This window comes from Amycolatopsis sp. NBC_00348, from assembly GCF_036114655.1.
Lineage (GTDB): Bacteria > Actinomycetota > Actinomycetes > Mycobacteriales > Pseudonocardiaceae > Amycolatopsis.
The window spans coordinates 8,661,854-8,682,880 of record NZ_CP107994.1; the positions used below are offsets into that span (position 1 = coordinate 8,661,854).

At 69.9% G+C, this 21,027-nt stretch carries 10 protein-coding genes; 8 read left to right on the forward strand and 2 right to left on the reverse strand.

Features of this window, described 5'->3' with window-relative positions; translation table 11 throughout:
- Nucleotides 1-102 precede the first annotated feature (102 nt).
- From OHS58_RS38610 to OHS58_RS38640, 7 genes are all read left to right on the forward strand, one after another.
- Nucleotides 103-732, forward strand: a complete 630-nt coding sequence (locus OHS58_RS38610; RefSeq protein WP_328645687.1) for a hypothetical protein — start codon at nt 103-105, stop codon at nt 730-732.
- Nucleotides 733-791: 59 nt separating this feature from the next.
- Nucleotides 792-1,181: a hypothetical protein gene (locus OHS58_RS38615; RefSeq protein WP_326945634.1), complete on the forward strand. Its 390-nt coding sequence runs from the start codon at nt 792-794 to the stop codon at nt 1,179-1,181.
- Between the two features lie 59 nt (nt 1,182-1,240).
- The gene (locus OHS58_RS38620; RefSeq protein ID WP_328645688.1) at nt 1,241-2,845 is read left to right on the forward strand and encodes a hypothetical protein; all 1,605 of its coding nucleotides are present in this window, start codon (nt 1,241-1,243) and stop codon (nt 2,843-2,845) included.
- A gap of 211 nt (nt 2,846-3,056) precedes the next feature.
- The gene (locus OHS58_RS38625; protein ID WP_328645689.1) at nt 3,057-11,834 is read left to right on the forward strand and encodes a LamG-like jellyroll fold domain-containing protein; all 8,778 of its coding nucleotides are present in this window, start codon (nt 3,057-3,059) and stop codon (nt 11,832-11,834) included.
- Nucleotides 11,812-12,375 carry a hypothetical protein gene (locus OHS58_RS38630; protein WP_326945637.1) on the forward strand — a complete coding sequence of 188 codons (564 nt, stop codon included), beginning with the start codon at nt 11,812-11,814 and terminating at the stop codon, nt 12,373-12,375. The genes OHS58_RS38625 and OHS58_RS38630 overlap by 23 nt, the downstream gene beginning before the upstream one ends.
- A gap of 138 nt (nt 12,376-12,513) precedes the next feature.
- On the forward strand, nt 12,514-16,827 hold the full coding sequence (locus OHS58_RS38635) for a ricin-type beta-trefoil lectin domain protein (RefSeq protein WP_328645690.1): 4,314 nt from the start codon (nt 12,514-12,516) through the stop codon (nt 16,825-16,827).
- Between the two features lie 61 nt (nt 16,828-16,888).
- The gene (locus OHS58_RS38640) at nt 16,889-18,034 is read left to right on the forward strand and encodes an epoxide hydrolase family protein (RefSeq protein ID WP_328645691.1); all 1,146 of its coding nucleotides are present in this window, start codon (nt 16,889-16,891) and stop codon (nt 18,032-18,034) included.
- A 58-nt stretch (nt 18,035-18,092) separates the two neighbouring features.
- Here the strand turns inward: OHS58_RS38640 and OHS58_RS38645 are convergent, their stop codons facing one another.
- Nucleotides 18,093-18,674 carry a bacterial proteasome activator family protein gene (locus tag OHS58_RS38645; protein WP_326945640.1) on the reverse strand — a complete coding sequence of 194 codons (582 nt, stop codon included), beginning with the start codon at nt 18,672-18,674 and terminating at the stop codon, nt 18,093-18,095.
- A gap of 134 nt (nt 18,675-18,808) precedes the next feature.
- Here OHS58_RS38645 and OHS58_RS38650 point away from each other — a divergent pair, with 134 nt between their 5' ends.
- A complete protein-coding gene (locus OHS58_RS38650) occupies nt 18,809-20,008 on the forward strand; it encodes a cysteine desulfurase-like protein (RefSeq protein ID WP_326945641.1) in 1,200 nt (399 codons plus the stop codon).
- Here OHS58_RS38650 and OHS58_RS38655 read toward each other — a convergent pair.
- A complete protein-coding gene (locus tag OHS58_RS38655) occupies nt 20,005-20,982 on the reverse strand; it encodes an NAD(P)H-quinone oxidoreductase (RefSeq protein WP_328645692.1) in 978 nt (325 codons plus the stop codon). The two genes, OHS58_RS38650 and OHS58_RS38655, sit on opposite strands and share 4 nt — an antisense overlap.
- Nucleotides 20,983-21,027 lie beyond the last annotated feature (45 nt).

Below are 21,027 nucleotides of genomic sequence, written 5' to 3' on the forward strand. Positions count from 1 at the left end.
GGCGGGGTCGGCAGCTCCGGACATGTCGGTGAGGAAGCAATGAATCGGACTCAGTTCAAAGATGAGACGTCCGGACGGCTCGGTGAGAGTGATACGGGTCACATGCTTCGAGAACTGCTGCTTTCCTACGCTCGAGGCCAGCAGGCCGCCACCATCGCCGTCGTGGGGAACGCGCCGATGGCACCCGACGCCGAGCGCGCCGCGCTGATCGACGGCAGCGACCTGGTCTTCCGGATGACGACGTTCGCGCTGGACGAGCCGGACGCCGAGCCGGCCTACGGCACCCGCACCGACGTCGTGGTGGTCCACCGCGGGGTCATCGTCTCCCCGTACACCTTCGCCGACTACACCTCGCGCCTCTACTTGCTCGCGGAGCCGGGCCGGCTCTTCTGGGAGCCGGAGACCCTGCCCGACTGGTGGCCCGCCGACCTCGGGTTCGTGCCGATCTCCAACCGGCGGTTCGTACAGCCGCTTTCGCGCTTGCTCGGGCTCTCGACGGACCAGCACGTGTGGGCCACGACAGGCACCCTCGTGACCTACCTGTGCAAGGAGCTGTTCCCCGACGCGGTGGTGCGGCTCACCGGCGTGTCGATCATCGAACGACCCGACCAGACCGACTTCGAGCACGCTTGGGGCAGCAAGGTCGGCGTGACGGCCGAGCACCGCCTCGACGCGGAATCCCGGCTGCTGAGTGCCTGGCGTGACTCCGGAAGAATCGAGATTGTGCAGTGAGTGATTTGCAGGGGGCGCTCTCACGGGCGAAAGAGCTCGCTCGGGCGGTCGGTCGGCCGGTGGTCGCGAAGGTGCGGCCGCGGATCGAGAACATCGCCCTCGACCGGATCCGGCCCGAGCTCGACGCGCTCCACGGGGACATCGCGGCACTGCGCCAAGACGTCGAGAAGTGCACCAAAGAACTCGATGGTCACGTGAAGTGGCTGTACGACGAGCAGCGCCGCTTGGCGCCGCACCTCGCGGCCCTCGACGCGCGGGTCGCGGCCGTCGAGCGGCCGGGCTCGGCCGCCCGGCCGGCGGACAAGCTCGAGTACGCGCCGGACGAAGCCGACCAGGTTCGCGCCGAGCACGCCAGGATCCGGGCGCGGCTGTCGGCGATCTCGAAGTACGAAGAGCGGCTGGCGCGGCTGGAGGAGTCCCTCACCGCGCGGCCCGAGGTGAGCAACTGAGCCGAAACGACGTCGCGGCGCCCACCGGGTCCCGCCGGGCGCTGCTTCCCTGGGGACTGTTGCTCCTGGTCCCGCTCGCCCTGACCATCGCCTGGACCGGGCTCGACCACGACGTCCGGTTCGTCCTCGGCACGCTCGAGACGGCCGGTCGCGCGGGCTTCTCGCCGGCCGAGGTCTTCGTGCACCGGCCGATGGCCTACCGGGTGGTGCTGGCCTTGGGGGACGTCGGCAGTTCGCTGCCGATCCCCGTGCGGGAAGCGGTCGTGCGGGTGCTGGCCCTGCTCGTCGTGCTGCTGGTGACGGTGCTGTTGCGTGCGGGTCTGGCGCGGTGCCGCCCGGCCGGTGAGGCGACGGCGGTCGCCGCGATGACGGGGCTCGCGCTCGCGTTGGCCCCGAACTGGGACTTCCTGCAGCCGGAGTGGCTGGCCGCGGTGTTCGCGGCCGGCGCCGTCGGGGCTGCGCTCCGGATCCGCCGGCCACTGCTCGCGGCCACCGCCGGAGGCGTGCTGCTGGCGTTGACTGTCCTGGTCAAGTACACGACGGTGCCGACCGCGCTGGTGGCGCTCGGCGCGCTCGCCGTCCTCGACCGGCGGCGCGCGCTGCTGACCGGCGCGTTCGGCTTGCCGATTTGTCTCGGCCTGTTCGGCCTGACCGTGCTGGTCGAGCCGCGGGAGTGGCGGTGGTTCGGCGAGCTGTCCAGCCTCAACGGCGGGAGCCCGCTCAGCCGGGGCCTGCTGTGGAGCGATGTGCGAGCACTGGCCGGGACCGTGCTGAACGAGGCGTTGGCCGTCCCGGTGCTGGCGCTTCTCCCGGTGAGCATCGTGGTGCTGGCGCGGCTGGCGCCGGGACGTCGTGCTCGCCTGGCGTGGCTCGTCCTGCCGGTGGTCGCCGTGGGCGTGGTGCTGGCGGCTGTGGTGATCCAAGGGCAGTGGTTCCAGTACCACCTCGCGGCGCTGGTCCCGTTCGCCGCGGCGCTGTGGGGGCTCGCCGTGGCGCGCTGGTCCGCCGAGCACGGCGGCCCGCCTCGCGCGCTCGTGCTGCTGACGGTCGCGCTCGGGATCGGCGCGCCGATCGTTTCGGCTGCGACGACGGAGTGGCGCCTCGGGCACGGGACGGTCGTCTACGCGGCGCTGGTCGCGTCGGTGGTCGCCGTGGCGCTGATCGGGCTCCTGGATCGACGGCGGACCCGGCCGGTGGTGGCGGTGCTCGGCGCGGTCGCCGTACTCGTCGTGCCCGTGTGGCCGAGCGCGCCCTACTCGTTCGACGCGATCCACGCCGACTACACGAATTCCGGACGGGTGGCGGCCGCGCGGCTCGACGAGCGGCTGTTCGAACCGGTCCGGGCGCGGATCGGCCCGGATGCCACCGTGCTCTACCTGGCGTTCGGCGACATGGCGTACTTCTTCGGCAACCCGGCCGACTGCCGGTACCCGGCGCCGGTGTTCGTGCAGCGCGGTACCTACGTCCCGGCGGTGCGCGGCCTGGAGAGCTACCGGGAGAACCTGGCGTGCATCGAGCGGACCGCCGCCGAGTACCTGGTGGTCCAGTCCTCTTGGCTGGCGGTCGACCGCCTCCCGCCGGACGTCGCGACGCGGCTGCGCGGCCGGTTCGACTGCGACCGCGCCCTTCCTGCGGGCGAGCTGACGGTCTGCCCTCGACGCTAGACCACTCGGAGTAAGGTCGACTTGTCTCTGAGTTACAACATTCGAGTTAACTCCGCGTCAAGAAGATTGACCTCCTGATCAACTCTTGCATAGCGTCTCCGCTTGGCGTCGGGGGACGGCTGCGTTTGGTGTGGTCCGAGGGGGCGTCTTCGTGGTGCGTTCACGCGCGCTGAGTTCTGCGCGGATTTGGTCGATTTTCGCGCTTGTCCTGGTGATTCTGCTTCCCGTCGCGGGCTCGGCGGTGGAGTACGCCAAGCCCGGTGCGCCGTTGCCGGCCGGGGCGTCACTCGATTCCCCCGCGCAGCGCGCAGGCACGGGAGCGGGCGTCGGCGACGACGGCAACCCGGCCCTGTCACCGAGGGACACCCCGCGGCCTCCTGGTGCCGTGGCGGACGAACGGGCCGTGCCGCCCGCCCAGACGGCCGCCATGGCCGCTCGGCAGCACGTCAAGCCGGCCGTGGTGCAGCGCAACGACCGGCCTTCGATCGATCCGAAGGCGGTCGAAAGACCGCAGGACCGCACGGAAAACACCGAAACGTTCGACAACCCGGACGGCACCCGGACCCTCCGGGTGCACAGCGGGCCGTCGAACGTCCGGCGGCCGGACGGCAGCTGGCAGCCGGCCGACCTGAACCTGGTCGCCGGGGCGGATGGTCGGCTCCGGCCGAAGACGAGTGCCGCGGACGTCAGTTTCGCCACCTCCGCGGCCGCCGACCCGGTGGCGACGTTCGGGGTCGACGGGCTGTCCCTCGGGTACGCCCTGCGAGACGCGGCTCCGGCCGCAGGCCAGGTGCACGGTGACGCCGTCACCTACCCGGCGGTCCGGCCGGACACCGACCTCCGGCTGACGGCCACCGCGGGCGGCCTCGAGGAAGAGCTCGTCCTGCACTCGGCACGGGCGCAGACGCGCTACTCGTTCACCCTGCACACCGGCGGCCTGCAGCCCCGGCTCGCGGGACGGGCGGTCGAACTGACCGACGCCGCCGGCGCGATCCGCGCGACCGTCCCCGCCGGGTTCATGACCGACGCGAAGATCGACCCGGCCACCGGCCAAGGTGTGCGCAGCGACGGCGTGGGCTACGGGCTTTCCCAGGTCGACGCGCGGACGTGGACCCTGCAGGTCGACGTCGATCCGGCTTGGCTCCACGACTCCGCGCGCGTCTTCCCCGTGGTCGTCGACCCGACCCTGGGCAAGTTCTCCAGCGACACCGACGACACCTACGTGCGTTCCGGCACCACGGCGAACCACTCCACGGAAGACCTGCTGGAGGTGGGCTCGCCGAACGGTGGCGCCACGATTTCCCGCTCCTACCTGCACTTCACCGACGCACTGAACCGCCTGCGCAACCAGTACATCCTCGGCGCGACGGTGAACGTGCTCGCCACGTACTCGTGCCAGGCCAGGCCGGCGACGCTGTTCGAGGCCACCCAGGGGTGGGGGCGCGAGACGACCTGGCCCGGCGCGGCCGCGGGCCGGGCCCTGGCCACCACGCAGATCCCCGCGTTGACGGGCTCGAGTTGCTCCGGGCAGTACTGGGCCGGGTTCCAGCTGCCGCAGGAGGTGCCGGCGCAATGGTCGCACGGCCAGACCCTCGGCAACGGCTTCACGTTGCGGGCGACCAACGAAGGTGACAGCGCGGCCTTCAAGCGCTTCGCCTCGGCGGACACGGTCAACCAGCCCTACATCGACGTCAGCTACTCGCCCGAAGGCGCCACCTACGAGCTGACCGACGTCCTGCTGCCCACCAACAACCGCGAGGGCACGTTCACCGCCCGCGTGACGAACATGGGGTCTTCGACCTGGCCGGCCGGGGGCGGGTACCGCCTGGGCTACGTCGTCAAGCAGGGCGGCACGGTCGTCAAGACGTCGCAGGGCGTCGCACCCGCGGCCGCGGTGCCGCCAGGCGCGCAGACCACGATCACGGTGCCGTTGACCGCGTTGACGCCGGGCGCGTACGACCTGAACCTGACCATGTGGACACCGGCCAACCAGGACTTCAACGCGGTGTACGGCGTCCCCTACGGCCAGGCGCCGCTGAAGGTCGAAAACGTGCCACCGGGGTCGAACTACCAGCAACCGGGGAACGGCGGCATCGTCGAATCCCTTACCCCGACGCTGTTCGCGCGCGCGGTCGACGACGACGGCTGGCCCAACAAGGGCTTCAAGTTCCTCTTCCGGATCTGCACCGACGTCGCGCTGACCCAGAACTGCACCGAATCGGGCTGGGGCCCCGAAAGCTGGACGCCGCCGCCGGGCACGCTGGCCTGGAGCAAGACCTACTACTGGGGCATCAAGACGCACGACACGGTCAGCCCGTCACCGGACTGGGCGGCCAAGCTCGCCCTGACCACGCGGGTGCCGCAGCCGGAGATCACGTCACACCTGGCCGGCAGCCCGGACACGGTGAACGGCCCCGGCCTCGACCCGCAGATCGGGAACTACTCCACGGTCGTGACCGACGCGAGCGTCGCCACCGTGGGACCGGATCTCACCATCACCCGGACGTACAACAGTCTCGACCCGCGGCGCGACACCGCGTTCGGCGTCGGCTGGGCGTCCCGGCTCGACACGCGGCTGGTGCCGAACCGCTCCGCGCAGAACGTCGTCACCGATGTCCTGCTGACCTACCCGAACGGCAGGCAGGCCCGCTTCGGCCGCAACCCGGACGGCACGTTCGCGCCGCCGATGGGGCAGAACGTCGACCTGGTCTACGACAGCGGCACGGGCTACTACACCCTGCGCGACGTCAGCGGCACCAGGTGGCTGTTCGACAACGCCGGCAAGCTGATCACGATCACCGACCCGGCGGGCCTGACCGAGACCCTCACGCACGACGCGAACGGGCGGGTCGACGGGATCGTCAACGACGTCTCCCACCGGAAGCTGACCGTCACCTGGACCGGGGCGCACGTGACCCAGGTGCAGACGCCGGCGCCGAAGACCGGGGACGCGCCGCTGAGCTGGACCTACACCTACGTCGGCGACGCGCTGACCAGCGTCTGCGCTCCAGGACCCGCGCCGAACTGCACGAACTACGGGCGGGCCATGGGTTCGCACTACCGGAGCTCGGTGCTCGACGACGGCCCGCGCGGTTACTGGCGGCTCGACGAGGAAAGCGGTGCGAGCGCGGCGAACGTCGCGGCGCGGACGCCGGGCGCGGACGCGGCGCCCCAGAACGGCCTGGGCTTCGGTGCCGGCGGCGCGCTCGCCGGGACCGGCGACACCGCCGCGGTGTTCGACGGGATGGCCAGCTACCTCAAGCTGCCGGACGACCTGCTGTCGCAGAACATGTCCGCGTCGGCGGAGCTCTGGTTCAAGACGAGCGCGAGCGGCACGCTGCTCGGTTACGCCGACGAGGCCTTCCCAGGTACCTCCTCCTCCAAGGCGCGGCCGGTGCTGTACGTCGGCGTCGACGGTTCCCTCTACGGGGGCTTCACCGCGCGGAACGTGACGGGTCCGAGCCAGGTCGTCAGCGCGGCCAAGGTCAACGACAACACCTGGCACCACGCCGTCCTGACGTCCGAAGTGAACACCCAGACCCTGTACCTCGACGGCGCCGCCGTCGGCACGATCGCGGGCATCGTCGACCACGGATCCCTCGGCAAACTGTCGGTCGGTGGCGGGGTCGGCAAGAACTACCCGTCCACCAACGGCGGCGACTTCTACTTCGCCGGTGCGATCGACGAAGTCGCGCTCTACCAGCACACGCTGAGCCCGTTCGCGGTCAAGCAGCACTTCGACGCCGCGCAGGCGGTCGACGAGCTGACCGGCATCACCCTCCCGCAGGACAGCCGCAGCTTCGCGAAGCTCACCTACGACGACCGCGCGGACCGGGTCAAGACGCTGACCGACCACGACGGCCGCAACTGGACGCTCGACGCGCCGGTGCGCGTCAACGCGGACCGGACGGTCACGCTGCACGGCCCCTACCCCGACTGGACGTACAAGTTCGACGCCGACCAGGGCGGCCGCCTCACCTCGACGCTCCACAGTGGATTCTCGAAGTCCTGGGAGTACAACGAAAAGGGCTTCGTCCGAGCCACCGTGGACGAGGCCGGTGGCCGGGTCGAGCAGACGACCGACGACCGCGGCAACGTGCTCAGCCGCAAGACGTGCCGGGCCGTGGACAGCTGCAACACCGCGTACTTCACCTACATCTCCGGGACGTCTCCGCTCGATCCACGGGCGGACAAACCGGCGACCAGCTCTGACGCGCGGTCGTCGAGCGCGACCGACACCCGCTACCGGACGTCCTACGCCTACGACACGGCCGGCCGGCTGACCACCACGACGTTCCCGATCCCGGCGGGGCAGACGGTCGCGCCGACCGAGGTCAGCGTCTACGCGCAGGGCAACGAGGCCGCGGCGGACAACAACGGCAAGGTGCCGGCCGGGGTGCTGCTCCAGGTGACCGATCGCCGCGGGCAGGTCGCGCGCAACAGCTACCTCGCGAACGGCGACCTTTATTCCGGCACGGACGTCAAGGGCCTGGTCACGACGTTCGCTTACGACGGCATCGGCCGGAAGACGTCCCAGAGACTGGGGAACGCCGGCGGTGCGAACTACGGCACGACTTCGTTCGAGTACACCCCGCAGTCCCGGATCGCCAAGGTGACCGCGCCGGGCGTCGTCAACCCGGTCACCGGTGTCACGCACACGCCGGTGACGGCGAACACCTACGACGGCGACGGCAACCTCCTGCAGATCGAGGTCACCGATGCGACCGGCGGTGACGTCGCGCGGAAGTCGGTGTTCAGCTACGACAAGTTCGACCACCAGGTCGGCGTCTCGTACCCCGACGGCGGGGTGGTGACCTACGAGTACTCCGCCGACCTGCTGAAGCTCGTCACCACCGACGTGCTCGGGGTCAAGTGGACCGACCAGTACGACGACCAGCACCGGCTCCTGTCGCGCGTCGCCGACGGGATCGGCGCCGATCCGTCGAAGCCGGGGCAGCCCGGGATCCTGCGGGTCGAGAACCGCAGCTACGACTCGGCCGGACGGCTCGAGCGCGTCCAGGACGCGATGGACCGCTCCACCCGCTACAGCTACTACGGCGACGGCCTGCTGTGGAAGGCCACGCTGGAGAACTACCGGCCGCCGACCGGCCCGGCCCGGGACGTCGTCCTCGACGAGCGGACGTACGACCCGGCCGGCAACGTGAGCCTGGACGTCACGGCGGGCGGCCGGAAGACGGCCAGCAGCTACGACGCCGCGGGTTACGTCAGCGAGTCCACAGTGGACCCGGACGCGTTGAAGCGGAAGGCGACGTTCGTCCGGGACGGCGCCGGGAACGTCACCCGGATGTCCGCGACCGGTGCGGCCGACCCGTCCCGGGTGGAAACGACCGACTACACCTACGCCCCGGACGGGCAGGTCAGCCGAGAGGACACCACCGCGGCGTCCGGGCTGATCCTCTCGTCGACGACCACGTACGACGAACGCGGTCTCGCGATCAAGACGTCGGACCGGCGCCAGGTCGAGACGCAGTACACCTACGACGCCACGGGCCAGCAGGTCTCGGTGATCAACCCCGCGGTGGACGTCTGGGTCAACGGTGTCCAGACCACCGGGGTGACGACGAGCTCGGTGCTGGGACGCAACACCTTCGGTGAGGTGACACAGTCGAAGGACGCGTCCGGCAACGTCACCACGACCGAACGCGACAGCATGGGCCGGGCGACGTCGGGCACGCTCCCGGCGTACACGCCGCCGGGCACCACGACGCCGATCGTGCCCACCACCCGCACCGAGTACGACTACGCGGGCAACGCCCTGACCGTCACGGACCCGCTCAACCACGTGACGGCCAGCACCTACGACCCGTACGGCAACGTGCTGACCACGACGTTGCCGCAGGTCGGCGACACGCCGTCGGTGGCGAAGAACAGCTACGACGGCAACGGCGAACTGACGAGCACGACCGATCCGGCCGGCGCGCGGCAGGAGTTCACCTACGACGACTTCGGCCGGCAGGTCACCTCCACGCAGGTCGAGCGCTACGACGGGCAGCCGGTCTACTACACGGCCAAGACCGGGTACGACGACGCCGGGAACGTCACGTCGACGACGTCGCCGCAGAACTTCGTCAGCACCGCCGCGTACAACGGCGCCGACGAACCGGTCAGCTCGACCGACGCGACGAACCGGACCGTCACGTACGGGTACGACAACGCCGGCCGCGAGGCGAGTACGACCGACGCGACTGGCCTGACCAGCACGAACACGTACGACCTCGCCGGTCGGATGACGGGGTCGGCGCAGGTCTTCGGCGGGCAGCAGCAGCGGGCCTCGACCGTCGACTACGACGGCAACGGCAACGTGCTGCACACGAAGTCGCCCGAGGGGCGGACCGTCGACTACGGGTACGACTTCCTCAACCGGCTCGTGAAGCAGGTCGAAAAGGTCGACTCGGCCAAGTCGATCACGACGTGGACGGGCTACGACCGGCTCGGCAACCGGAGCCACTTCATCGACGGCAACGGGCACGCGACCGACTACACCTACACGCCGTGGGGGATGCCGGATTCGGTGGTCGAGCCGTCGGTCGCCGGGGCGACCGCACCGGCGGACCGCACCTGGACGACGTCGTACGACGCGGCCGGCCGCGCGGCGAAGCTCACCGCGCCGGGCGGGGTCACCCGCACCCGCGACTACGACGAGCAGGACCGGCTGGCCGCGGAACACGGGGCCGGCGCGGAGAACGCCACCGCCGACCGGACCTACGGCTACGACTCGGCCGGACGGCTGGCGAAGATCGGCAGCCCGGGCGGTGACACGAACTACCGCTACGACGACCGCGGCAACCTGCGGACGTCCCAGGGTGCGTCCGGAACTGCCGTCTACACCTACAACGGCGACGGCACGCTGGCCACGCGGTCGGATGCCGCCGGCAACACGGCGTTCACCTACGACGGCGCCGGCCGGTTGTCGTCGGCCGCGGACCCGCTCACCGGCCGCACGACGGACTACAAGTACGACGCCGTGGGCCGGTTGTCCGTCACCCAGGACCGCGCGGTCGCGGGCCGGATCATGCGCACCAGCGGCTACGACAACCTGGGCCGGTTGTCATCCGACAGCCTGACCCAGCTCACCGACGTCGGCTCGCGGGTCTTGCTGGGCGACACCTACGGGTACGACAACGACGACAAGGTCACGACCAAGACGTCGACGCGCTCGGTGGGCGCCACCACGGCGAACAGCTACGGCTACGACGGAGCAGGCCGACTGACGAGCTGGACGGCCGGGTCCCAGACCACGACCTACGGCTGGGACGACGCCGGGAACCGCACGTCGGTCAACGGCTCGGCATACACGTACAACGAGCGCAACCAGCTGCTCTCCGGCGGCGGCGCGACGTACGCGTACCGGAAGCGCGGCACGCTGCAGTCGGTCACACGCGGCAGCGTGACCACGACCAACGGGTTCGACGCCTTCGATCGCTTGGTCCGCGAGGGCACGACGACGAACCAGTACGACAGCAACGACCGGCTGGTGAACCGCAACGGCACGGCACTGACGTACGACGGCCTCTCGAACGAGACGGTGACCGACGGCACGCGAAAGGTCTCCCGCCTCCCGGACGGCACGGCGCTGGGAGACAAGGGAGCGGCCGGCGGGAAAACACTGTTCGCCGACCGCCACGGAGACGTGGAGGGCCGCTACCTGGGCGCGGTGGTCGACGGCCAGCGCACGTACGACCCGTTCGGCACGGTGACGTCGTCGTCGGGTGAGACGTCGAACCTGGGCTACCAGGGGGACTGGACAACGCCGGACACGGGCTTGGTCAACATGACGGCCCGCTGGTACGACCCGAACCGGGGCGGCTTCGTCAGCCGCGACGACTGGAACCTTTCGCCGGACCCATCGGCGGCGACGAACCGCTACACGTACGGCAACGGCGACGCGGTCGGGAACACCGACCCGAGCGGCCACAATCCCGTGTGCTCGATCATCGGTGGGGCCGCGGGAGGATGGTTCTTCGGGATTTTCGGGGACATCGTGGGTGACCTCTTCGGTGCAGGTGCATGTCCGGGTTCCATGTCGGACGGACGGGATTGCATCAAAGACCGGTGTTCGGCCATTTGTTACAACTGCGGGCACTACGACGCCACCGATAGCGCTTGGCATCATCAAGAAGTCCGAGGTTCGAACGGTTCGAGTCGAGGGCCGTCGGTTGTCGGACCCCGACTCGGAGGACGCCCAGGTGGTCGTCCCAGCGGAGGTACATCGACGCACCGTCCGGTCCGCCCGAGTCCGCCCCCGCCACCTCCCTGGTTGGTCAATGCCATCCGCCCTGCCCACCAGTTGCCACCTGGCGCCACTGTCGCGGACTTGGTCGACGCCACGAACGCGACGACTCCCGCAACGACGGTCGAGGATCCCACGGGTGACTACTACGAGGACGCCAACGAGACAACCGAGGCACCCCAGGAGCAAGGTTCCCCCGGCACTGGGCGGCCGCCTGTTGCCGACAACGCCGACTTCCAGACGTTCTGCGACAGCCTCGACATGGAGCCGAACAAGCCGGAGTACTTACCGATGGAGCCTGCGGAATTGGGTGACGGCACCAAGGGCATGCGGGCGACTGGCGGCTCGGTCTGTCTCACGGAGACCCGGAACCGGACGGGACGGCCGACCAAGCCGTTCGGTTGGGAGCGTGGCATGCACCGCGGGCACATCATTGCTTCCATTTTCTGGGGTAGCAACGGCCAGGAGAATATCGTTCCGCAGTTCGAGCTGGTCAACATCAGAGACATGCTCCACTCGATTGAAACCGGTACCAGGGACGCCGTCGGCAACAACACTTCGTCGGGTCGGCAGAGCGGCGCGCCGCAAAGTGTTTTCTACATGGTCCGCGTGCTGTACAAGGGATCGGATCCGGTGCCCTGGCGGATCGACGCCGCCGCGTACGGCAGTGGCGGCTTCGAGTGTTACGTGCAGATCTACAACGTGAAAGAGGGAAATGATCCAAGGACAACCTGTTGAGCAACTCGTTGAACTGCTGAAGTGGCGAAAGGAATTGGTGGTGCCGGCGCTGACCTGGGAGCATGTCGAAGGGCAGTTGGGAGTCGCGGTGCCTCTAGGCGTGAAAGCAATCTCGAGTCGATTCCCGGCGGGATCCTTCGGTGATTGGATTAACTTCTACAACCCGGTTCAGAGTGTTCAAACCTCGACCATGTTCATGGGTACCCTCAAATCGGTTGGAGAGACTCTCCGCTACGCGAGGCAGGTGAACTTCGAAGAATTTCCGTATAATTTTCACCCGGAGAAGTCGGGTCTCGTCGCTTGGGGGCACGGCGACCAGCACGTCTACTTTTGGCGTGCGCCGGGCGTCGCGGATCCGGATGTCGAAGTCGTGTTGTACTGCGACAAGCATGGTGCCGGATGGGGAGAATTCTCGGGAAGTGTCCCCGAGTTTCTCGTGGAGCTGTTCAATGATCGACTCGAGACGGAAATTCTCTATGACGAGTGGGTGGACTGTCAGTTCTTCTCCGAATTCCAAGAATTCGCTCGTCCGGGCAACTGACCTTTTTCGATTGGTGTGAAACGAATGAAAATCTTGCGACGTGCGGCAGTAATTGCCGCCACCACAGCCCTGGCGGTGAGCTGTCTCACGTTGCCAGCCGACGCGGCGGCTCCGGGGGATGCGCCCGTTGCGGAGTCGGTGGCCAAGGCGAGACCGAAGGAGCGGGTGGCCAAGGACAAGGCCGGCCACGTGCTCCTCTACGTCCGCGGCGACAGCGAGACCGCGTTGCGCCAGGCCGTCAAGAACGTCGGCGGGACCGTCTCCGCTGTCCAAACAGGACAGGTTCGCGCCGCCGTTCCGGAGGACGAGATCGATGCCCTGGGCGATCAGCCCGGCGTGCACGAGGTGAAACGCCCGACGCGCGTCCTGCCCGCGAGCATCACCTCCGAGGGCGTCGGCCGGTCCGGTGCGGACGCCTGGATCCAGGCCGGCTACAAGGGTGCCGGGACCAAGATCGGCATTCTCGACGTCGGTTTCGGCGGGCTCGCCGACGCTCAGGCCGCCGGTGAGCTGCCGACCGGGACCCAGCTGGTCACCAACGGTTCGAACTGCCTCGACGCGACCGTCGACGACACCCACGGCGTCAACGTCGCCGAGGTCGTCCACGACATGGCGCCGGACGCTCAGCTGTACCTGTCCTGCGTGCAGGACGACATGGGCTTCGCGCCTGCGGCCGACTGGTTGCAGCAGCAGGGGGTCCAGGTCATCAGCGCCGCGATCACCGTGCCGGGTGCCGGTCGCGGTGATGGCACCGGACCGGATGTGAACAGCCCGGCTCAAGTCGTCCAGCGGTCTCGGCAGGCCGGGATCCTCTGGTCGACGGCGGCCGGCAACTACGGCAAGCTCCACTTCGCCGGCCAGGCGGCCGACCGCAGCGGCGGCAACGGCTGGGTCGAGTTCAGCGGGGCTTCCGAGGTCAACAACTTCGCACTGCCCGCGGGACAGTCCGCGACGGTCACCCTCCGCTGGGACGCTTGGCCGCTCACGACGAAGGACCTCGACGTCTACGTCACCGACCAGGCGATCGCCCCGACCGGGGTGAACGATCCCCACGTCCTGGCCCGGTCGACGATTTCGCAGCGGGACACGACCGGCGGGGCCGCACCGGTCGAGGAGACGTCGTTCACCAACAACACCGGCTCCGCGGGCACCTTCTACATCTGGATCAAGAACAACAACGCCCCGTTCACGACGCCGTTCGACCTCTACGTGACCAAGCTGGGCGGGGGCGCGCTGCAGTGGCCGACGCCCGCCGGCAGCATCGCCGAACCGGCCAGCTCGCCCTACGCGATCGCGGTCGGCGCGACCAAGCCGAACTCCGGCGTGCTCGAGGACTACAGCAGTCACGGCCCGACCGTCGACGGCCGGGTGAAGCCGGACATCACCGGGTTCGACCAGGTTTCGACGTTCACTTCCGGCCCGGCCGGGTTCGGCGGGACGTCCGCGGCCGCGGCGCACGTCGCCGGGGCGGCGGCGCTGTTCAAGGGCGCCAACCTCCAGCTGGATGCCTCGCAGCTCGAATATCTCCTGAAGACCAACGCGAAGGCCGTGCCGGGCGGTGCGGCCAACGACTGGGGAGCCGGGATCCTCGCGCTCGGCTCGCCGGGCGCCGCGGCCGCGCCGATCCAGACCGGCTACAACCCGCTGACGAACCCCGTCCGGATCCTGGACACGAACACCGCGGTCGGCGGCCACCAGCGCCGCTTCACCGCGGGGGAGACGTTCGCCCTGACCGTCCCCGGCGCTCCCGCCGGGGCGAAAGCGGTCGTGCTCACCGTCACCGCCGGGCTGACCGACGGCCCGACCGAGCTGCAGTTCACCGCCGAGAACCCCGGCGCCGCGCAGCCGATCCGGTTCCCCGTCTACACGAGCAGGCAGGCGGCGCTGACGGTCGTCGTCCCGCTGGGTGGTGACGGCGCGGTGCGGATCCGCAACACCGTCGGCACGCCGGGGGTGACGGTCGACTTCGCCGGTTACTTCAGCTCGGACGGTCCGGGTCTGTACACCGCGAAGAGCGGCGGTGCGCGGCTCCTCGACACACGCGACTCGGCGAGCGCGCACCCGCGCGCGCTGGGCGCCGCCGAGGAGTACGCGATCCAGGTGCGGGGCACCGCCGGTGTTCCGACGAACGCGACAGCCGTCGCCGTCAACCTGACCGCGATGGCGGCGACCGCGCCGGCGAGCATCGCGGCGTACCCGCAGAGCTACACCCCGGACACCAGCAGCCTGTACCTCAACGTCGGGCAGCGCCGGTCCAACCTGGCGATCGTCCGGATCGGTGACGACGGCAAGATCCGCGTGCGGAACTCGGCCGGTCTCACCCACCTCGCGGTCGACCTGCAGGGCTGGTTCGCGTCGGGTACCGGGGCGAAGTTCGTCCCGGCCGCCGGTACCGCCCGGGTTCTCGACACGCGCGCCGGGACCGGCGTCGCCGTCGCGCCCGTCGACCGCGGGGTCCCGGTGACCGCTCAGGTCGGCGGGATCGCCGGGGTGCCGTCGAACGCCACGGGCGTCCTCGTCACGGCGGCCGCCGCGGACAAGGTGCTGCCCACGGGAGTTTCGTTCTTCGCCCCGGAAACCGGCTGGGCCAACTTCCCGGCGTTGCAGGCCGATCAGGGACAGACCGCGGCGGCGAGCGCGCTCGTGCCGTTGGGCTCGAGCGGCAAGCTCACCGCCACGACCGAGAACGGCAAGGTCGAACTGACGGCTGACGTCGCCGGTTACTTCGTCGGCGGCGCGGCGGCCACGGCCGCGGGCAACTGCGTCACCCCCGCGGACGAGCCGGGATTCCTCCCGCTGCTGGACGGCCGCGCCGAGACGTCGCTGGCGCGGTGGGGCACGACCTCCGCCGTTCAGGACGGCTGTGAGTTCGGCACGGTCGCCGGCGCGGGTGGTCCGTGGAACCCCGCGGACCTCTTCGACAACGACTACTCGCTCCGGCTGGACTGGAAGGCCGTCGGCGCGAACTCGCAGTCGGCGATCAACGTCGGGTTGTCGCGCATCGCGGGGGCCCCGGCCGCCGCGAAGATCGTGATCGGTCCGACCGCGGCGACGGGCACGGACGCCACCGGTGCCGTCAAGGGCCTCAAAGCGCCGACCACGACCGCCGCGAAGCCCGTCGGCGAATGGAACACGTTCGAGGTCACGCTCTCCGGCCCCAAGATCACGGTGCTGCTCAACGGCACCAAGGTCAACGAGTACACCGCGCCCGCCGGGTTCGCCCGGCGCACCATGGTGAGCCTCGACGGGCAGGGAACGGGTGACCAGGTCAAGTTCCGGAACCTGCGGGTGCGGTCGAACCGGATCGCCGGCAGCGGTCCGATCACCGGCGTCGGCGGTGCCTGCCTGAACCTCAACGGCGGCACACCGAACAACACGGTCGTCAACATGTCGTCGTGCACGTCGGGGCCGGGACAGCAGTGGACCACCGGTGATCTGGCGCTGCACGTGCTCGGGCAGTGCGCGGACACCCAGAACAGCGGCACCACCGCCGGCACCGCGGTGGTCGCGGTCGCGTGCGTGGCCTCGGCGACCCAGGAGTGGCAGGTCTTCGCCGACGGCCGCATCTTCAACCTGGGCGCGGGCCGGTGCGCTTCGGCCGCCGGATCGACCAACGGCGCCGCGGTCACGCTCCAGGACTGCAACGGCCAGGCTCAGCAGATCTGGACGCCCAGCGAACGCAACGCGGCTTTCGGCCAGCTGACCGACGGCAACGGCAGTTGCCTCAACGTCACCGGCCGTGTCGTGGCCGACCAGGCGACCGTCGGGACGGTCGGCTGCGTGATCTCCCTCTCCGACACCTGGACGCTGGCGAAGGACGGCAGCATCCGGGCGCTCGGCCGCTGCCTCGACGTCAAGGGCGGCGCCATCGCGGACGGGACGCCGGTGTGGTCGTACCAGTGCACGGGTGATCCCGCGCAGTTCTGGCAGCTGCGGGCGGACGGCAGCCTGGTCAACCCGAAGTCCGGCAAGTGCCTGGACTCCACCCAGGGCGCGACTTCGGTGGCGATCCAGCCCTGCACGGGTTCGCCGAACCGGGTGTGGACGGTCCAGCGGCTGTACCCGCACAAGGGCCGGCTGGTCGGCGTGCTCGGCAAGTGCGTGGACGTCAACCAGAACGTCGACGCGAACGGCACGGCGATCCAGCTGTTCACCTGCAGCGGGAGCGGAGCCCAGCAGGTCCAGCTGCAGGCGGACGGCACGATCCGGATGAAGAGCCGGTGCATGGACGTCACCAACGGCGCGACCGCCGGGAACACCCCGATCCAGCTGTGGGATTGCTACAACAACAACTCCCAGCGGTGGTTCCAGCGGCCGGACGGGCAGATCGAGAACACCGGCTCGGGCCGCTGCCTGAGCACCATCGGTGGCGGCGGTGACGACGGCACCAGGCTCGTCCTCTGGGACTGCCAGTACGCCGCCAACCAGCGGTGGGGCGTCGAGTTCGACTGATCTCCGAGCCAGGGGCGATCGAGGACCGTAACTGTCCTCGATCGCCCCTAGCGTTTTCCGCATGACGATCACCCCGTTCCGCATCGACATCCCGCAAGCCGAGATCGACGACCTTCGGGCGCGGCTCGCGAACACCCGCTGGCCCGACCAGCCCGCCGATACCGGGTGGCGGCTCGGGGCGCCCGTCGACTACGTGCGTGAGCTGGCCGAGTACTGGCGGCTGGAGTTCGACTGGCGCGCGCAGGAGGAGCGGCTCAACGGCTTCCCGCAGTTCACCACGGCCATCGACGGGACGACCGTGCACTTCCTGCACGTGGAGTCGCCGGAACCGGGTGCGACGCCGGTGTTGCTCACGCACGGCTGGCCGGGCTCGGTCGTCGAATTCCTCGACGTGATCGGGCCGCTGACCGATCCGCGGGCGTACGGCGGTGACCCCGCGGACGCGTTGCACGTGGTGGTGCCGTCGATCCCGGGTTACGGCTTCTCCGGCCCGACGCCGGAGGCGGACTGGGGGCCGGACCGGATCGCGCGGGCGTTCGCGGAGCTGATGACCCGCCTCGGTTACGAGAACTTCGGCGCCCACGGCGGCGATTGGGGCGCGTCCATCTCACGCGAGCTGGCGGTGCAGTTCCCCGAGCGGGTCGTGGGGATCCACGTGACGACGTTGCCGTCGGCCGTGGTCCGGAGCGAGGCCGCCCTCGATGGCCTGACCGGCGACGAGCTCGCGGCGGCCCGGCGCTCGCTGGAGAAGGGGCTGAAGTTCTCGTACCTGGGCACGGGCTACGCGATGATCCAGTCGACCAAGCCGCAAACGCTGGCGTACGGCCTGACCGACTCGCCGGCGGGCCAGCTGGCGTGGATCGCGGAGAAGTTCCGCGCGTTCTCGAACACTTCGGAAGACCTCATCGACCGCGACGACCTGCTGGCGGACGTCTCGATCTACTGGTTCACGGGCACGGCCAACTCGTCGGCGCGGTTGTACGCGGCTTTGGCCGCACCGTGGGGCTCCCCGCCGCCGCCGAACACGGTCCCGACGGGCTTCGGTGTCTTCCCGGACGACATCGGCCTGCCGATCCGGACGCTCGCGGAGCGAACGGACAAGATCGTCCGCTGGACGGAGTTCCCGCGTGGCGGTCACTTCCCCGGGCTGGAGGAGCCGGACGCGCTGATCGGGGACATCCGGGCGTTCTTCCGCAGCTTGCGCTGAGTTGTCCACAGGGGTTGTCCACAGGGCTGCAAGACTGTGGACAACCCCGGCGCAAGTCCTAGAGGTACTGCCCGGTCCCAGAAATCCCGGGCCCGTGCCCTTCGACACCCGGCACACCGAGGCTGCCGCCAGTGGCCGACGGACCCGCCGGCAGGCCCCGGCGCATCTGCTCCAGCTGGACCCGCGCCGCCATCTGCTGGGCGAACAGCGCGGTCTGTATCCCGCTGAACAAGCCCTCGAGCCAGCCGACCAGCTGGGCCTGCGCGATCCGCAGCTCCGCGTCCGACGGCGTCGAGTCGTCGGCGAACGGGTGGACCAGGCGCTCCAGCTCGTCGCGCAGCTCCGGCGCCAGCGAGTTCGACAGCTCCTTCACCGACGTCTGGTGGATCTCGCGCACCCGCGTGCGGGACGCGTCGTCGAGCGGGGCGGCGCGGACCTCCTCCAGGAGCTGCTTGATCATCGTGCCGATCCGCATCACCTTCGCCGGCTCTTCGATGAGCTCGCCCACCGCCTCGGCGTGCTCCGCGCCCTCGAGGGGAGAGCCGTCCGGTCCGACTACCACCACGTGGGGTGAAGATTCGTGGCCGGCGTCACCCGCTGTGCCCGATTCCCGGAAGTTCGGCTCGGTCATGTGCTCCATCCTGGCTTGCCATCAACACGCTCTGCGACACCCGAGGGGTGTCCGTCTCCGAGCGTAGCGGCATTCCGGCGTTCCGGTGGCTCTCCACCCAACCCCGGACGCACGGCGAAACCGCACGTCCGTACGGTGTCCCCATGGCGTTCGACGTCGCTCGTATCCGTGGGCTCTTTCCCGCGCTGGGTGACGGCTGGATCCACTTCGACGGCGCCGCCGGAATGCTGGTCCCGGAACAGGTCGCTTCGGCCGTTTCGACGGCGATGCGCGCCCCGGTGTCGGGGCCGGGTGGAGCGTTTCCGGCCTCACAGCGCGCGGAAAGCATCGTGACCGCGGCCCGCAGGGCCGTGGCCGACCTGGTCGGTGCCGACCCGGCCGCCGTCGTGCTCGGACCCAGTTCGCCGGTGATGCTGCGCCGCCTCTGCGACGCGCTCGCCGAACGCTGGACGATCGGCGACGAGGTCGTCGTCTCCCGGCTCGACGAACAGGCCAACCTCGCGCCGTGGCAGCGCGCCGCGAAGCGCGTCGGCGCCGTCGTGCGCTGGGGCGAGATCGACATCGAGACGTGCGAGCTGCCCGCGTGGCAGTACGAGCAGCTCGTTTCGGCGCGCACCAAGGCCGTCGCGGTCACGCTCGCGTCCGGCTCGGTCGGCACCCGCCCGGACGTCCCGACGATCATCGAGTTCGCCAAGCGCGTCGGCGCGCTCGTCGTCGTCGACGCCACGTACGCCGCGCCGTTCCTGCCGCTGGACATCAACGCCCTCGGCGCCGACGTCATGGTCGTGTCCGCGCAGGCCTGGGGCGGCCCTTCGGTGGGCGCGCTGGTGTTCCGCGACCCCGAACTGATCGAACGCATCTCGTCCGTCTCGCTCGACCCGGGCGCGCGCGGGGCGGCCCGGCTCGAACTGGGCCCGCACGCCTACCCGCTGCTGGCCGGGCTGATCGCGTCCATCGACTACCTCGCGGGCCTCGACGACGCGGCCTCCGGGTCGCGGCGCGAGCGCCTCGTCACCTCGCTCGGCTCGGCGAAGTCCTACCACGCCGGGCTGCTCGCGCAGCTGTCCACCGAACTGCTGACGCTGCGGCACATCATGGTCATCGGCAACGCCATGCGCCGGATCCCCGCGCTGGCCTTCGCCGTCGCCGGCAAGAAGTCGCCCGAAGTCGCCGAATACCTTGCGTCGCAAGGGTTGTGCGCGTTCGCCGACGACGGCGCGGCCGGCGTCTTCGCGTCACTCGGCGTCGGAGAAGTGGGCGGCGCCGTGCGGATCGGGCTCGCCCACTACTCCAACGTCTTCGAGATCAACCAGCTCGTCCGGGTCCTCGAAGAGCTGCGCTAAGACGTCGCGGTCAGCAGGATCTTCCCGAACACGCTGCCCTCTTCCATGGCACGGTGCGCGGACGCGGCTTCGGACATCGGGATGACCTGGCCGACGATCGGCTTGACGGCGCCTTCGGAAACCAGCGGCCACAGGCGTTCCCGGACGTCGGCGACGATCGCCGCCTTCTGGTCCAGCGGCCGGAACCGCAGCCCCGCGGCGAACACCTCGGCGCGCTTCCCGAGCATGGCGCCGACGTTCAGCTCGCCCTTCACCCCGCCCTGCATGCCGATGATCACGAGCCGCCCGTCGGACTTCAGGGCGTCGACGTTGCGGCCCAGGTAGGACGCGCCCATGTTGTCGAGGATGACGTCGGCGCCGCCGGTCTCCTTGCGGAGCACCTCGACGAAGTCCTCTTCCTTGTAGTTGATCGTGAGGTCGGCGCCGAGCTGGCGGCAGCTTTCGAGCCGCTCCGCCGAGCCCGCGGTGACCACGACGGTCGCGCCGAGCGCCTTGCCCACCTGGATCGCGTGCGTGCCGATGCCGCCGGCGCCGCCGTGGACCAGCAGCACCTCGCCCTCGGTGAGCTTCGCGTGCATCACGACGTTCGCCCACACCGTGCAGGCCACCTCGGGCAGCCCGGCCGCGGCGATCAGGTCGACCTCGCCCGGCACCGGCAGCAGCTGCCCGGCCGGGACGACGACCTTCTGCGCGTAACCGCCACCGGCGAGCAACGCGCAGACCTCGTCGCCGATGTTCCACCCCTCGACGTCTGCGCCGAGTTCGGCGATCGTGCCCGAGCACTCCAGGCCGATCGTCTCGCTGGCGCCGGGCGGCGGGGGATAGTGCCCCTGCCGCTGCAGCAGATCGGCCCGGTTGACCGCGCTCGCGGCGACGTCGAGGAGGACTTCGCCGGGTCCGGGCCGCGGATCCGCGATCTCCGTCCACTCGAGGACGTCCGGGTCACCTGGTTCACGGATGGTGATCGCGTACATGCGTCGACCGTATACCGGTGGGTGAGAGTCCCGCCGAATGACGCA